Genomic DNA, 14580 nt, shown 5'->3' with positions numbered 1-14580 from the left:
GACCGGTCGACGGAACCGGGCTGTCCGTCGACCGGTGGACGGCCCAAGCGTTAGCCGTTGCACGTAGCGGGTAGTCGCGGCTGGCCCGAACCAGCGAGGAGATGCGATGGCGGCACAGGTCAAGGTGGCGGTGATCTACTACAGCGCGACCGGCATCACGTACCAGATGGCCCAGGCGGCCTGCGAGGCCGCCGGTGACGCGGGCGCGGAGGTCCGGCTGCGCAAGGTGCGGGAGCTGGCGCCGGACGAGGCGATCCGGTCCAACTCGGGATGGGAGGCGCACCGGCTGGAGACCCAGAACGTCGACGAGGCGCAGCCGGACGACCTGACCTGGGCCGACGTGGTGATCTTCGGTTCACCGACCCGGTACGGGTTGGTCGCCGCCCAGCTCAAGCAGTTCATCGACACCACCGGCCCGCTGTGGGCCCAGGGGGCGTTGACCAACAAGGTGTACTCGGCCTTCACCTCCACCGCGACCCAGCACGGCGGGCAGGAGTCGACGCTGCTGTCCCTGTTCCACGTCTTCTACCATTGGGGCGGGATCGTGGTCACGCCCGGCTACACCGACCCGAGCCAGTTCGTCGCCGGCAACCCGTACGGCGCGTCGCACACCAGCAACAACGGCGAGACCGCGCCCGACCACGTCACCCTGTCGGCGACCGCGCTGACCGCCAAGCGGGCGGTGCAGATCGGCACCGCGCTCAAGCAGGGCCTGACCGCCTGAGCAACGGGCAACATCACCTCGCGGGGCTGCCGGCCGGCGTCGGCAGCCCGCCTTCGTTTGTTAAGAAGGGGCCCCTTCACCACCTCAGGCGTTAAAAAGGGGCCCTTCCTTACTGACCGGCGGTTCGGGCGGGGGCTCTCGTACCCGCCCGGACCGCCGGCTGTTTGCAGCGCTACCCGGGATCGGGTTGGCTATGCCTGCGCGCTCGTCGACAATTCGCCGGCCGGTGCCGGGAGCAGATCGCGCAGCAGGTCGGCCAGGACCGCCACGCCGTCCGGGCTGAGCACCGACTCGGGGTGGAACTGCACCCCGGCGAAGCCCCGGCCGCGCAGCGCGTGCACCGCCCCGTCGGCCTCGTCGCGGGCCAGCTCGACCGGGCCGTACCGGCTGGCCAGCCGATCGGCGGCGGCGCGGGCGGTGAAGGTGGCGTAGAAGCCGACCCGCCTAGGCGTGCCGAAGAGCGCAACCGTGCGTTGCAGTCCCTGGTAGGGCGCGGCGCGGCGGCGCACGGGCAGCCCGAGCAGGCCGGCCAGGAGCTGGTGGCCGAGGCAGACGGCGAGCGTCGGCTGCCCGCCCGCCAGCAGCCCGGCGAGCAGGGCGCGCAGGGTGGCCATCTTCGGGGTGTCGCTGGTCGGGTCGCCGGGGCCGGGCCCGACCACCACCAGGTCGTACCCGGACACCGGCCCGGCGGCGTGCCACGGCCGGAGGGTCACCGTCAGTCCCAGCGCGCCCAACTGGTGGGCCAGCATGCCGGTGAAGGTGTCCTCGCCGTCGACGATGAGGGCCCGGCGGCCGGTCAGCGCGGTCAGCGCCAGGGCGCCGGCCGGCCGCTGGTCCAGCCAGAACCGGGCCAGCGGGGCGTTGCGGGCAGCCAGCGCGGCGCGTACCTGCGGGTCGTCGGCGAGGCGGGCCGACGGTCCGGTGCCGGCGGCGGGTGCCTGCGGTCCCAGGCCGAGGGCGGCCAGCACCCCGGCCGCCTTGGCGTGCGTCTCCGCGACCTCGGCGGCGGGGGTGGAGTGGCGCACCAGGGTCGCCCCGACCGGCACCCGCAGGTCACCGGTGGGGGAGATCTCGGCGGTACGGATCAGGATCGGCGCGTCGAGGGTCTGCCGGCCGCCCTCGTCGTGACCGAGCAGGGCCAGCACCCCGGCGTAGTAGCGGCGGCCGGTGCGCTCGTGCCGGGCGATCACCCGGCAGGCGTTCTCCATCGGGCTGCCGGTCACGGTCGGGGCGAACATCGTCTCCCGCAGCACCTCGCGCACGTCCTTCGAGCCGCGCCCGGCGAGCAGATACTCGGTGTGCGCCAGGTGCGACATCTCCTTGAGGTACGGCCCGACCACCTGCCCGCCGTGCTCGGCCACCGTGGCCATCATCTTCAGCTCCTCGTCGAGGACCATGTACAGCTCCTCGATCTCCTTGGTGTCGGCGAGGAAGCGCAGCAGCGCGGCCCGGTCCGCCGCCGCCCCGGTGTGCCGGAAGGTGCCGCTGATCGGGTTCATCATGACCAGCCCGTCGTCGACGCTGACGTGTCGCTCGGGGCTGGCGCCGACCAGGGTGCGGGCGCCGGTGTGCACCACGAACGTCCAGTACGCCCCGCGCTCGCGCAGCAGCAGTGACCGCAGTGCGGCCAGCGCGGCGGTCAACGGTGCGCCCTGCACCCGGGCGTGCAGGGCGCGGTGGATGACGAAGTTGGCGCCCGCACCGTGGCCGATCTCCTCGGCGAGCACCCGGGCGACGGTGGCGGCGTACTCGTCGTCGGTGACGTCGAAGGCCACGCCGGTGGTGCGGATCGGCGTGTCGGGCAGGGCGTCGAGGGCGGCGGCCAGCGGCAGCCGGACGTGGCGGTCGATGCGCAGGTGCTCCAGCGGCACGCCGTCGTCGATGCAGGCGAAACCGCGCTCGGCGATCTGCCGGTACGGCACCAGGGCCAGCGTCGCCGGGCCGGGCGTCCCGGCGGGCAACGGCAGGTCGGCGAGCCGGTCGACGATCTCCACCGGGCCGGTGAAGAGGTCTAGGTGGTCGGCGCCGTCGCGGCGTACCAGTGCGAACGGGCCGGGGTCGGTGCCGGCGGCGAGCGCGGTGAGCAGGTCGGTCAGCGGTTTCATCGGTCTCCTCGGGCCGGGCGCCGCCGTCGGGGGCGGCCCACGGGCCGGGAAAGTGACCGGCGGCCGCCTCGTCGGGCGGCCGCGTCAGGAAGCTACGCGCGGGGGAGGGCCGCCGGGTCGGCGGGCCACCAGCAGGTCAGGTGCGCGAGCATGCGACCACCCTACGCGCCGGTCCGGCGGCGCGGAAGCCGATCGGCGGACCCGCGTGCGCGGCGTGGTTGTGCCGCCGGGGCAGCGGGTACGTTGACCGCGATGAGCATTCTCGCGCTTGACCTGGGCACCTCCTCGGTACGCGGGCTCGTGCTGGACGGCGACGTCCGGCCACTGCCGGGCGCGCTGGCGCGACGCAAGGTGGTGCTGACCGTCGGCGACGACGGCACCGGCACGATCGACGCCTGCGACTACCTGGCCCGCCTCGCCGAATGCCTGGACGAGCTGAGCGAGCAGGGCCGGCTGCGCGAGGTGGAGCTGGTGGCGATCAGCGCGCAGTGGCATTCGGTGGTGCCGCTCGGCGGGGACGGTGAGCCGCTCGGCCCGGTGCTCACCTGGCTGGACACCCGGCCCGAGCCGCTGCCGGCGTCGACCGTCCCGGCCGACCCGGACGCCTTCCACCAGCGCACCGGCACCTGGTGGCACCGCTGCTACTGGTCGATGCGGCTGCCCTGGCTGCGTGCCCACACCGGCGCCCGGGTGGCCCGCTTCGCCGGACTGGTCGAGTTCGTCCTCGGCCGGCTGCTCGACGAGGCGCCGATGTCCGTCTCCCAGGCCTCCGGCACCGGCCTGCTGGACCTGCGCACCCTGGACTGGGACGCCGAGGCCCGCGAGCTGGCCGATGCCCGGGTCGAGGAGCTGCCCGAGCTGGCCCCCCGGGACTGGCACGGCCGGCTGCGTGCCGAACACGCCCGGCGGTGGCCCGCCCTGGCGCAGGCGCGGTGGGCCGCCCCGGTCGGCGACGGCGCCGCCTCCAACGTCGGCTCCGGCTGCGTCGACCACACCCGGGCGGCGGTGACCGTCGGCACCTCCTCGGCGGTACGACTGCTGCAACGGATGCCCGCCGCCGACCTGGCGTCGCTGCCGCAGCGGCTGTGGCGATACCGCGTCGACCACGACCACGTGGTCACCGGAGCGGCGTACTCCTCCGGTGGGAACCTGTTCGCCTGGGCTGACCGGGAGCTGCGGCTACCCACCGGGGCGGCGCTGGACGCGGCCCTGGCCCAGCTTCCGCCCGGCGGCGGCCGGCCGGCGGGCGTCCGCTTCGGCGGCGACCGGCCGCCGGGCAATCACCGCGCCGGCTCGGGTGAGCTGCGCGGACTGGGTTTCGGCAGCACCGCCGTGGAGATGCTGGCCGGCCTGATGCACGGGGTGTGCGAGCTGGTCGTCGACGACCTGACGGTGCTGGAATCCACCGTCGGGCAGCCGGTGGAGGTGGTCCTCGGCGGCGGTGCGATGGCCGCGTCACCCTGGTGGCGCGAAGCATTTGTCCAGGTGTTGGCCCCGCGTCGGGTGGGCTTCCAGCGCAATCCGGAGATCGGGGCGACCGGCGCGGCGCTGCTGGCAGTCGGCCGCATCGCCGATGCCGGGGCGTTCGCCGACATCGGCCGGACGGATGATCAAGCATCGGCGACCACGGCATAGGGTGGCGACCGGCAGTACCCTTCCTGAACCCTTCATAAGGGCAGGACGTTGACACTGCTCCGGGGGCTGGTTGGATGGACGGCGCTCCCCGGGTCGCGGCGGACGCGTGGGGAGGAGGATCGTTGTGGGTGTAGGAGCGGACCAGGCGCGCGGGGTGTCGCAACACCGCCGGCGTCGGTTCGACGTTCGGGTGGTGCCCCATCGGCGTCGCTCCCCCCTGCGCCTGCAGGACTGGCGGATGCGTACCAAGCTGGCCACCGTGCTGGTCATCCCGTCGGTCGCCTTCCTGGTGCTGGCGGGCGTACAGACCGAGATCCTGGTCGGCCGGGCCAACACGCTGGGCAACTTCTCCGCCCAGGTCGGCGTCGGGCGGGAGATCACCCAACTGGTGCACCGGCTACAGCAGGAACGCGACCGTACGGCCGGAGAACTCGCCACGCTGCGCGCCGCAAAGAACACCGACGAGAGCGAGAAGGTGCTGGCCGCCCTCCAGCCGTACCGGGACGCCTCGGACCAGGCGGCGCAGGCCCTGCGCCGGGCCGCCGACCCGATCTCCGACGCCGACGCCTCGTGGCGGAACACGTACCTGGTGGCCTCCCAGGCGTTCCAGCAGATCGGATACATCCGCAACGTCATGGCCACGGTGGTGCTCAGCGACGACACCATCCTCGGCAACTACCACCGGGCGGTCGACGCGCTGCTGACCCTGCTCGCGCAGCCGTCGCCCGGCGTCGATCGGCCGGAGCTGTCCGACGCGGTGCTGCGGTACGTGCAGTTCGCCCGGGCCAAGGAGCTGTCGTCGCGGGTGCGGGCGGACCTGTACGCGGTGGCCCGCGCCGGCGGCATGGACAGCACGGACACCGGTCAGCTGACCGACCTGCGGGCGCGGCAGCTGACCGCGCTGGGTTCGTTCCGGATCGCCGCGACCAGCCTCCAGGTGGCCCGCTACGACCGGATGAGTCAGGAGCAGGCATTCGTCACCGCCTCCCGGCTGGAGGAGCAGGCGCTGACGTCGAGCCGGCCGACGGTGCCCCGCGCCGCGCAGTGGTGGGACGCCAGCGAGGAGCGGCACGAGCTGCTGCGGCAGTACGAGGCCGAGGTGCTGGAGGCATCGGCGCGTCAGGCCGACCAGGCCAGCAGCGACCAGCTGCGGGAGACGCTGCTGGTGGTCAGTGTGATCATCTCGGTGCTGCTGGTGGCGCTGCTGATCTCGGTGCTGATCGGTCGTTCGCTGGCCCGGTCGATCCGGATGCTGCGGTCGCAGGCGTTGCGGATCGCGCAGATCGAGCTGCCCGAGGCGCTGGCCCGGCTGCGGTCGGTCTCCGGTGGCGTGCCGCAGATCGAGGTCTCGCCGGCCGTGGTGCGGTCCCTGGACGAGATCGGTGAACTGGCCGAGGCGTTCGTCGCGGTGCACCGCAGCGCCGTCGGTGTCGCGGTCGACCAGGCGAACATGCGGCGCAACGTCAACGCGATGTTCGTCAACCTCGCCCGACGCAGCCAGGTGCTGGTGGAGCGGCAGCTGGAGCTGCTCGACGACCTGGAACGGGAAGAGAGCGACCCGGACCAGCTGGAGAACCTGTTCAAGCTGGACCACCTCGCCGCGCGTATGCGCCGTAACGACGAGAGCCTGCTGGTGCTGGCCGGCACCGAGTCGACCCGCCGGTGGAACCGGCCGGTCGGGTTGAGCGCGGTGCTGCTGGCGGCCAGCGCCGAGATCGAGCAGTACCAGCGGGTGCGGCACGAGACGGTGGCCGACCTGTACGTCGTCGGGCACGCCGTCGGCGAACTGGTGCACCTGCTCGCCGAGCTGCTGGAGAACGCCACCGCGTTCTCGCGGCCGGACACCGTCGTGCAGGTGACGGCCCGGGCCGAGGGACCCGGGGCGGTGATCGAGATCGCCGACCAGGGCCTGGGCATGAGCCCGACGGCGCTGGCCGAGGCGAACGGCGTACTGGCCAGGCCGCCGGCCGCGGACATGGCGACGGTCGAGCGGATGGGTCTCTTCGTGGTCAGCCATCTGGCCGCTCGGCACGGCATCGAGGTGCGGCTGCACGGTGGGGCCGGTGGCCTGGTGGTCCGGGTCAAGCTGCCCGGCGTACTGCTGGCTGCGGCACCGCCGCCGAGCCTGGACCCGCCGCCGTCGCCGCGGGTGCTGCCCGGCACGGCGCCCCGGCTGGGCGCGCCGAAGAACCCGGGCCCGGCGGACCTGCCGGTGGCCGGCCGCCGGCCGGTCACCGTGCCCCGCCAGGCCCACCCCGTACCGGTGCGGGCGGAGGACGTGCTCGCGCCCGCCGGGGTGGCGGCCGGCGGGAGCGGCTGGTGGTCCCGGAGGGACCCTCGTCGGCGGTGCCGACGACGGGTGCCGGGATGCCCGCGCCGCCCGCGGTGCCGGTGACCGCCGGCACCAACGACCGGGGCCTGCCGGTACGGGTGCCGATGGCGCAGCTGAGCGCCGTGACCCAGCCGGCCCGCCCCGAGCAGCAGCAGCCGGCCCGGCACGAACCGGACCCGGAGGCGGTTGGCGGCATGCTGTCGAGACTGTACAGCGGCGTTCGGCGGGCCGAGGCCGAGGAGACCACCGAGATACCCGTGCCACCGCCCGGGGTCTGGAGCGAAGGGGGACACAAGTGACGACGCTGTCTCAGGAGGCCCGGGACCTCAGCTGGTTGGTCAGCGGATTCGCGGAGCGGGTGCCGGGAGTGGCACACGCGGTGGTGGTCTCCACCGATGGGCTGCTGGTCGCGATCTCCGACCACCTGCCGCGCGACCACGCCGACAAGCTGGCCGCGGTGACCTCGGGTCTGATGAGCATCACCGCGGGCGCAGCCCAGATGTTCGACGGTGACGTGGTCAAGCAGACCGTGGTCGAGATGGGACGCGGCTACTTCCTGGTGATGCAGATTCGCGACGGCTCGATCCTGGCCACCCTCGCCGCAGGGGACGCGGACATCGGCGTGGTCGGCTACGAGATGGCCCGGCTGGCCAAGCAGGCCGGCGAGATGCTCACCCCCGCCCTACGCGCCGAACTCCAGCAAGCCCTCCCCCGCTGAAGGTGTAAGGAAGGGCCCCCTATTAACGCCTGCGGTAGTACAGGGGCCCCCTCTTAACGTTTCGCCGGTAGCGGTGTCGGTGTCGTACGACTGGTTTACCGGAGGCTGTGGGTGCCGGGGGCGGTGGGGCGGGAGGCGAGCCACCAGGCGGCGGTGGCGGTGACGGCGACGACAGCGCTGAACACGAACGGCGCCTCGATGCCGGCGCGGGCGGCCAGCGCGCCGCCGGCCAGCGCGCCCAGCGCGGTGCAGCCGTAGGTGACCAGTCGGGAGGCGGCGACGACCCGGCCGAGCAGCCCGCCGGGCACGAGTCGCTGGCGTACGGACAGCGCGGCCACGTTGAGCACGGCGAACGCCGCGCTGGTGGTGACCACCACGACCACCGCGGCGGCGCGGTTGGGAGTCACGGCCAGCAGGATCGGTACGCCCGCGGTGACGGCCATCGACCAGGTGAGCACGGGCCGGTGGCGGAACCGGGCGATCAGCCGGTCTGCGGTGAACGAGCCGATCAGGCCGCCGGCCGCGCCGGTGGCCAGGAGCAGGCCGAAGCCGAACGCGCCGAGGCCGAGGGCGTCGCGGGCGTACAGCACGAAGATCGCGAACCAGGCGCTGTCGGCGGCGGCCACCGCGGCGCCGACCAGCACCAACGTGCGCAGCATGGGCTGGTGGGCGAGCCATCGCAGGCCGGCCAGGAGACCGTCGTCGCCGGCCGTGGCGGGGGTGTCGGTAGTCGGCCGGGTGGCGCGATGAGCCAGGCTCAGTGGCAGGGAGAGCACGAGCATCACGGCCAGGGCGAGGGCGGCGCCGTTCACGGCGAACGGGATGGCGGCGCCGACGACGAAGAGCAGCGCGCCGACCGGCGGGCCGACGAACTCGTTGCCGACGATCTCGCCGGCGACGAGCCGGCCGTTTGCCTTCTCCAACTGGGCGTCGGGGACGAGCCGGGGCACGGCCGTCTGGGCAGCGGTGTCCCGGATGGTCTCGCCGACGCCGAGCAGGAACGCGGCCGCGACGACGAGGGCGATGGTGGCCCAGCCCAGGGCCACCGCTGTGGCCAGGGTGGCCAACACGACCACCCGGCCGGTGTCGGCGGCGGCGAGCAGCGTACGGGCGCCGCGGCGGTCGGCCAGAACGCCGGCGAGCAGACCGGCGATGATCCAGGGCAGGAACTGGGCGGCGGCGACGGCGGCGACGGCCAGCGGGTCGTCGGTGAGCGCGGCGGCCAGCAGCGGGAAGGCGGCGACCCGGATGCCGTCGCCGAGGTTGGCCAGTGCCGCCGCACTCCAGAAGGTCCAGAAGGGCCGCCCGAGCGGCGCGGTGGTGTGGTCCATGCGGATGAATCTAGGCGACGGGACACCCTCGAGGGTCGGGCCCCGACCAGCGCCCTGACCGCCGAGTGCCGGTCATCACCCGCCGGAAGGTGACGACCGGCAGCGGTAGCCGCGCTCGTCGGCGGCCATGCGGTCCGCCGACGAGCAGGGTCGCGGGCAACCAACCGCACCGCGCGCCCGACACCGCGCGCCCGCCGGGTGCCGGGTGCCGGGTGTTAATAGGGGACCCTTCCTCTACACCAGGCGTTAATAGGGGGCCCTTCCTTACATCTCAGAGGGTGTTGGTGGTGATGACTTGGCGGTACCAGTGGGCGCTGCGCTTGAGGATCCGGCGTTGGGTGGGGTAGTCGACGTAGATGAGGCCCCAGCGCTGGTCGTAGCCCTCGGCCCACTCGAAGTTGTCGAGCAGGGACCAGACGTGGAAGCTCTCCAGCGGCACCCCGTCGGTGATGGCGCGGTGGGCGGCGGCGAGGTGGTCGCGCAGGAACGCGACCCGGCCGGTGTCCTCGACGGTGCCGTCGTCGGCGAGGACGTCGGGGGTGGGCAGGCCGTTCTCGGTGACGGTGAGCGGCATCGGGCCGTAGTCGCGGGTGACCCGGGTCAGGATGTCGTACATCCCGTCCGGGTAGATCTGCTGCCAGCTGGCCTCGGAGGTGGGCCAGCGGCGTACCGTGCCGCCGGAGGCGGTGACGTAGATCGGGGTGTAGTACTGCACCGCCAGCAGGTCGACGGGAGCAGAGATGATCTCCAGGTCGCCGTCGCGGATGCCGCGCACCATCCGGCTGTTCGGCCCGAGGTCGGCCAGCACGTCGTCGGGGTAGCTGCCCTTGAACGCGGAGTCCAGGTAGAGCCGGTTCTCGTAGCCGTCGTACAGCCGGGTGGCCTCGGCGGCCTCGGCGGAGTCGTCGGCGGGGTAGCAGGGGTGCAGGTTGAAGGCCGGGCCGATGCGTCCGGCGCCGCTGTTGGCCCGCAGGGCGCGTACGGCGAGGCCGTGGGCGAGTTGCAGGTGGTGGGCGACGAGGTAGGCGGCGTCCGGGTCCTGCCGGCCGGGGGCGTGGTGGCCGGTGAGGTAGCCGTTCTGCACCACGGTCTTGGGCTCGTTGATGGTCAGCCAGACCGGCACCCGGTCACCGAGGGCGGCGAAGACGATGTCGGCGTACTCGGCGAAGCGGTGGGCGACGTCGCGGGACTCCCAGCCGCCGACGTCCTGCAGGGACTGCGGCAGGTCCCAGTGGAACAGGGTGGCCATCGGGGCGATGCCCCGCTCGTGCAGGCCGTCGACCAGGCGACGGTAGAAGTCGAGGCCCCGTTGGTTGGCGGCGCCGGTGCCGTCGGGCTGGATGCGCGGCCAGGAGATGGAGAACCGGTAGCTGCGCAGCCCCAGGTCGCGCATCAGATCGAGGTCTTCGGCATAGCGGTGGTAGTGGTCGGCGGCGACGTCGCCGGTGTCGCCGTTGCGGGTGCGTCCCGGTGTGCGGCTGAAGGTGTCCCAGACCGATTCACCGCGCCCGTCCTCCTTGGCGGCGCCCTCGATCTGGTACGCGGAGGTGGCCGCGCCCCAGCCGAAGTCCGGCGGGAAGGGCAGCCGGGTGGCCGGGCTGCTGGCGGTGGCCGTGTGGTCCGCGGGGTCGCCGGGCTGGCAGCCGCTGAGGGTGGCGCCGGCCACGGCGGCGGTGGTGGTGGCGCTGAGGGCGGCGCCGGCCGGGGTGGCGGCGGTGGCCGAGAGCGCCGCGTGGCGCAGCAGGTGCCGCCGGGTGAGCATCGACATGGGTTCTCCTCGTGGATGGGGGTTGACCGCCTGAGCCCGGGAGCGCTCCCAATTAAGGGTAGAGGGTAGGCGGTGCCCGCCGGGGCCCGATCGTCGCAGACGGCGCAGAGCCCGGGTGGCGGGGGTGGCAGAAGGGGAAGGGTGGGCGCTGGCCGGTCGGGCATCGGGTGCGGCGGGACCGGGTGCGCCGGAGTTCCGCGGGCGGACCGGCGGCGCGCGCCCGGGCGGTCGGCGGGGCGTCGCGGATGGCGGTCGGCGGGCGGGTCGACTGCCGTGCGGTGCGCGCGGGTGATGCGCGTCTGACCCGTCGGCCTCTTTTCCCATCGTGAACGGGGGTTTAGTGTGGGGACGGGGGAGGGCAACCCCCGTCCCCACCATGTTGCGGTACACGCACGTACGGATTGGCGTCCCAGTCGTGCGTGTCGCGCGGGAGCCGGGCCACGCGAGTGGCTTGAGGATCCACCTCCCTCCACTTTGGTGGGGTGACGGCTGACGGCGGCGTCCGGGCTGGCCCGCCGTCGGCCTGCGGTCTTCTCCCCGGTGCTGTGGGCACAACGCCGGGCGATCTTCTGGTTGGAACTCTGTCGATGGAAGCGCTCCCATCGACGTTGCTGCGACTGTAACGCCCGTCACGACTTTGTGAAAGCCCCAAAACGAGATCGAAACAACCCGGTGTTTCCGGAAGTCCGGCGTCTGGTGCTGGGAGCGCTTCCATGGCAGACTGTCGATCGACCGCGTGGAGCCAGTACGCGTGAGCGCGGGTCGCCGAGGGCCCCGGCGTGACCGGTACGGCGTCCTGTCAGCAGCGGGTGCAGCAACGTCCCGGACGGCGCCCCGCAGCTCCCGGCCGCACGCCGGGTCGACCACCATCCACTGGCGTCTCGCGGCCCGTTCGTCGGCGAGGCGTCACCGCCGGGGCGGCACCGACCCCGGCCTGGTCCGAGGAGACACCGCGCAGATGAGAAATCTGGCAAGACGTCGCCGCCTGGCGTGGCTCGCCGCCGCGGCGCTGGCGATCGGTGGGATAACCGTCCCCGCCGGCGCCGCACAGGCCGCGCCGGCCTGCGATGTGGTCTACACGACGAACGACTGGAGCAACGGCTTCACCGCCAACGTCACCATCAGAAACCTGGGCGACCCGATCAACGGGTGGACCCTGCGGTTCGCCTTCCCCGGCAACCAGCAGGTCACCCAGGGCTGGTCGGCGCGGTGGAGCCAGAGCGGCAACCAGGTCACCGCCGTCAACGAGTCGTACAACGGCAACATCGCCACCGGGGCCAGCACCACCATCGGCTTCAACGGCTCCTACACCGGCAGCAACCCGAAGCCCACCTCGTTCTCGGTCAACGGGGTGACCTGCGGCGGCACGCAGCAGCAACCGCCGACGGTGAGCCTGTCGATCCCGGCCGGCCCGTTCGTGGCCCCGGCCGACGTGGCGCTGAGCGCGACGGCCAGCGCCGCCTCCGGGACGATCAGCCGGGTCGAGTTCTACCGCAACGGCCTGCTGGTCAACACCGACACCACCGCCCCGTACGCGTACACCTTGACGGCCCTGCCGGCCGGCGACTACACGGTGCAGGCGCGGGCGTACGACAGCAACGGCCTCTCCTCGATCGCCGAGCGGTCGTTCACGGTCGCCCCGGCCACCGGGCCGACGCTGGTCGCCACCCCGACGGCGGTGAGCGTGCCGCGGGGCGGCAGCGCGACGGTCAACCTGAAGGCGAGCCGGGCGCCCACCTCGAACGTCGCGGTGACCCTGACCCGCACCGGTGACGTGGGCGTCACCACCACACCGACCACGCTGACGCTGACCCCGACCAACTGGAACACCGGGGTCGACGTGACCGTCCGCGCGGCCGCGGGCGCCGGCAACGCCACCATCACCGCCACGGCCACCGGCTACCCGTCGCTGCCGATCGCGGTCACCCCGTTCGACCCGCCGAGCGGCGGTGACAACGAGTACCTCCAGCGGTTCCTCACCCAGTACAACAAGATCAAGAACTCGGGGTACTTCAGCCCCGAGGGGGTGCCGTACCACTCCATCGAGACGCTCATCGTCGAGGCGCCGGACCACGGCCACGAGACCACCTCCGAGGCGTTCAGCTTCTGGCTGTGGCTGGAGGCCTACTACGGACGGTTGACCCAGAACTGGACGCCGTTCAACAACGCCTGGACGGTGATGGAGAGGTACATCATCCCGTCCAACGCGGACCAGCCGACCGCCGGCTCGCCCGGCACCCCGCAGTACGCCGCCGAGCACGACCTGCCGAGCCAGTACCCGTCGCAGTTGGAGCCGAACGTGTCGGTCGGCCAGGACCCGCTGCGCAACGAGTTGCAGTCCACCTACGGCACCGGCTCGATCTACGGCATGCACTGGCTGCTGGACGTGGACAACGTCTACGGCTACGGCCGCTGCGGCGACGGCACCACCCGTCCGGCGTACATCAACACCTTCCAGCGGGGCACCCAGGAATCGGTGTGGGAGACCGTGCCGCAGCCGTCCTGCGACACCTTCCGCCACGGCGGCCAGTACGGCTACCTGGACCTGTTCATCAAGGAGGCGAACGCTCCGGCGCGGCAGTGGAAGTACACCAACGCCCCGGACGCCGACGCGCGGGCGGTGCAGGCCGCGTACTGGGCCCTGACCTGGGCCAAGGAGCAGAACAAGGCGGCCGACGTGGCGGCCACCGTGGCCAAGGCCGCCAAGATGGGCGACTATCTGCGGTACGCGCTCTTCGACAAGTACTTCAAGCGGATCGGCAACTGCGTCGGGGCCAGCGCCTGCCCGGCGGGCACCGGCCGTGATTCCGCCCACTACCTGCTCTCCTGGTACTACGCCTGGGGCGGGGCGTACGAGACGAGCCAGAACTGGTCGTGGCGGATCGGCTCCAGCCACAGCCACTTCGGCTACCAGAACCCGTTCGCGGCATGGGCGTTGACCAACGTCGACGAGCTGAAGCCGCGGTCGTCGACGGCGGCGGCGGACTGGACCAACAGCCTCAACCGGCAGCTGGAGCTCTACACCTGGCTCCAGTCGGCCGAGGGCGGCATCGCCGGTGGCGCGACCAACAGCTGGGGCGGCAACTACGGCCAGCCGCCGGCCGGCACGGCCACCTTCTACGGCATGTTCTACGACGAGGACCCGGTCTACAACGACCCGCCGTCGAACCAGTGGTTCGGCATGCAGGCCTGGTCGATGCAGCGCATCGCCGAGCTGTACCTGGTCAGCGGCAACGCCCGGGCCAAGGCGCTGCTGGACAAGTGGGTGCCGTGGGCGATCGCCAACACCACGCTGGGCACCAACTGGTCCATCCCGTCGGACATGCGCTGGAGCGGGCAGCCCGCCAACTGGAACCCGACCAACCCGCAGCCCAACAACAACCTGCACGTCACCGTGACGGTCAAGGGCCAGGACGTCGGGGTCGCCGCCGCCTACGCCCGCACGCTGATCGCGTACGCGGCGCGTTCGGGCAACACGGCGGCGAAGAACACCGCCAAGGGGCTGCTGGACGCGCTGCACGCGGCCAGCGACACCCAGGGCGTGTCGACGGTGGAGAAGCGGGGCGACTACCGGCGCTTCACCGAGGTCTACAACGCCAGCACCGGGCAGGGCCTGTACATCCCGCAGGGTTGGACCGGCCGGATGCCCAACGGCGACGTCATCGCCCCGGGCAAGAGCTTCGTCGACATCCGGTCGTTCTACAAGAACGACCCGGCGTGGCCGAAGGTCCAGGCGTACCTCGACGGCGGGGCGGAGCCCGAGTTCCGCTACCACCGGTTCTGGGCCCAGGCGGACGTCGCCATGGCCTACGCCGACTACGGGAAGCTCTTCCCGAACGGCTGAACGAACTCCTCCGGGTGGGCGGTGACCCACCCGGAGGCCCGGCCGGGCCTCGGGGGTACAGGCAGGTCCGGCCGGCGGCCTGACGCCCACGGTCAGGCCGGGGTGGGTCGGCCCTCTGGCCGA

9 protein-coding genes are annotated in these 14580 nt (G+C 72.7%); 6 read left to right on the top strand and 3 right to left on the bottom strand.

All coding sequences use genetic code 11. The features are described 5' to 3' along the window. The first annotated feature begins 106 nt into the window (after positions 1-106). Entirely contained in the window at positions 107-724 is a 618-nt protein-coding gene (gene wrbA / locus ACQPYA_RS21385) for an NAD(P)H:quinone oxidoreductase (protein ID WP_433528872.1), read from the top strand. 191 nt (positions 725-915) lie between these two features. Here wrbA and ACQPYA_RS21380 read toward each other — a convergent pair whose 3' ends face one another. Then, entirely contained in the window at positions 916-2829 is a 1914-nt protein-coding gene (locus tag ACQPYA_RS21380) for an anthranilate synthase family protein (protein WP_433528871.1), read from the bottom strand. A 252-nt stretch (positions 2830-3081) separates the two neighbouring features. Between ACQPYA_RS21380 and ACQPYA_RS21375 the strand changes: the two genes are divergently transcribed. The 4 genes from ACQPYA_RS21375 to ACQPYA_RS21360 all read left to right on the top strand — a co-directional run bounded on the left by ACQPYA_RS21375 (position 3082) and on the right by ACQPYA_RS21360 (position 7514). Further along, positions 3082-4464 (top strand): FGGY family carbohydrate kinase, encoded by a 1383-nt coding sequence (locus tag ACQPYA_RS21375; RefSeq protein WP_433528870.1) that lies wholly within the window; start codon positions 3082-3084, stop codon positions 4462-4464. A gap of 238 nt (positions 4465-4702) precedes the next feature. Continuing rightward, positions 4703-6859, top strand: coding sequence for a nitrate- and nitrite sensing domain-containing protein (locus ACQPYA_RS21370; protein ID WP_433528869.1), 2157 nt, complete (start codon positions 4703-4705; stop codon positions 6857-6859). Beyond that, complete coding sequence (locus ACQPYA_RS21365; protein WP_433528868.1) at positions 6832-7095, top strand: hypothetical protein; 264 nt, start codon at positions 6832-6834, stop codon at positions 7093-7095. Before ACQPYA_RS21370 ends, ACQPYA_RS21365 begins: the two co-directional genes overlap by 28 nt. Further along, positions 7092-7514 carry a roadblock/LC7 domain-containing protein gene (locus ACQPYA_RS21360; RefSeq protein ID WP_433528867.1) on the top strand — a complete coding sequence of 141 codons (423 nt, stop codon included), beginning with the start codon at positions 7092-7094 and terminating at the stop codon, positions 7512-7514. The genes ACQPYA_RS21365 and ACQPYA_RS21360 overlap by 4 nt, the downstream gene beginning before the upstream one ends. A gap of 95 nt (positions 7515-7609) precedes the next feature. On the opposite strand, the gene ACQPYA_RS21355 is transcribed toward ACQPYA_RS21360, so the two are convergent. Together ACQPYA_RS21355 and ACQPYA_RS21350 are read right to left on the bottom strand one after the other, a co-directional pair. Beyond that, on the bottom strand, positions 7610-8845 hold the full coding sequence (locus ACQPYA_RS21355) for an MFS transporter (RefSeq protein WP_433528866.1): 1236 nt from the start codon (positions 8843-8845) through the stop codon (positions 7610-7612). A 271-nt stretch (positions 8846-9116) separates the two neighbouring features. Then, positions 9117-10613 (bottom strand): GH1 family beta-glucosidase, encoded by a 1497-nt coding sequence (locus ACQPYA_RS21350; protein ID WP_433528865.1) that lies wholly within the window; start codon positions 10611-10613, stop codon positions 9117-9119. 967 nt (positions 10614-11580) lie between these two features. Here ACQPYA_RS21350 and ACQPYA_RS21345 point away from each other — a divergent pair. Further along, on the top strand, positions 11581-14457 hold the full coding sequence (locus ACQPYA_RS21345; protein WP_433533558.1) for a glycoside hydrolase family 48 protein: 2877 nt from the start codon (positions 11581-11583) through the stop codon (positions 14455-14457). Positions 14458-14580: the final 123 nt, after the last annotated feature.

The sequence above is a fragment of the Micromonospora sp. CA-263727 genome (genome assembly GCF_050942455.1).
In the GTDB taxonomy this organism is placed as follows: domain Bacteria; phylum Actinomycetota; class Actinomycetes; order Mycobacteriales; family Micromonosporaceae; genus Micromonospora.
The sequence above is the reverse complement of the archived record's forward strand: the minus strand, read 5'-3'. Positions and strand labels throughout refer to the sequence as shown.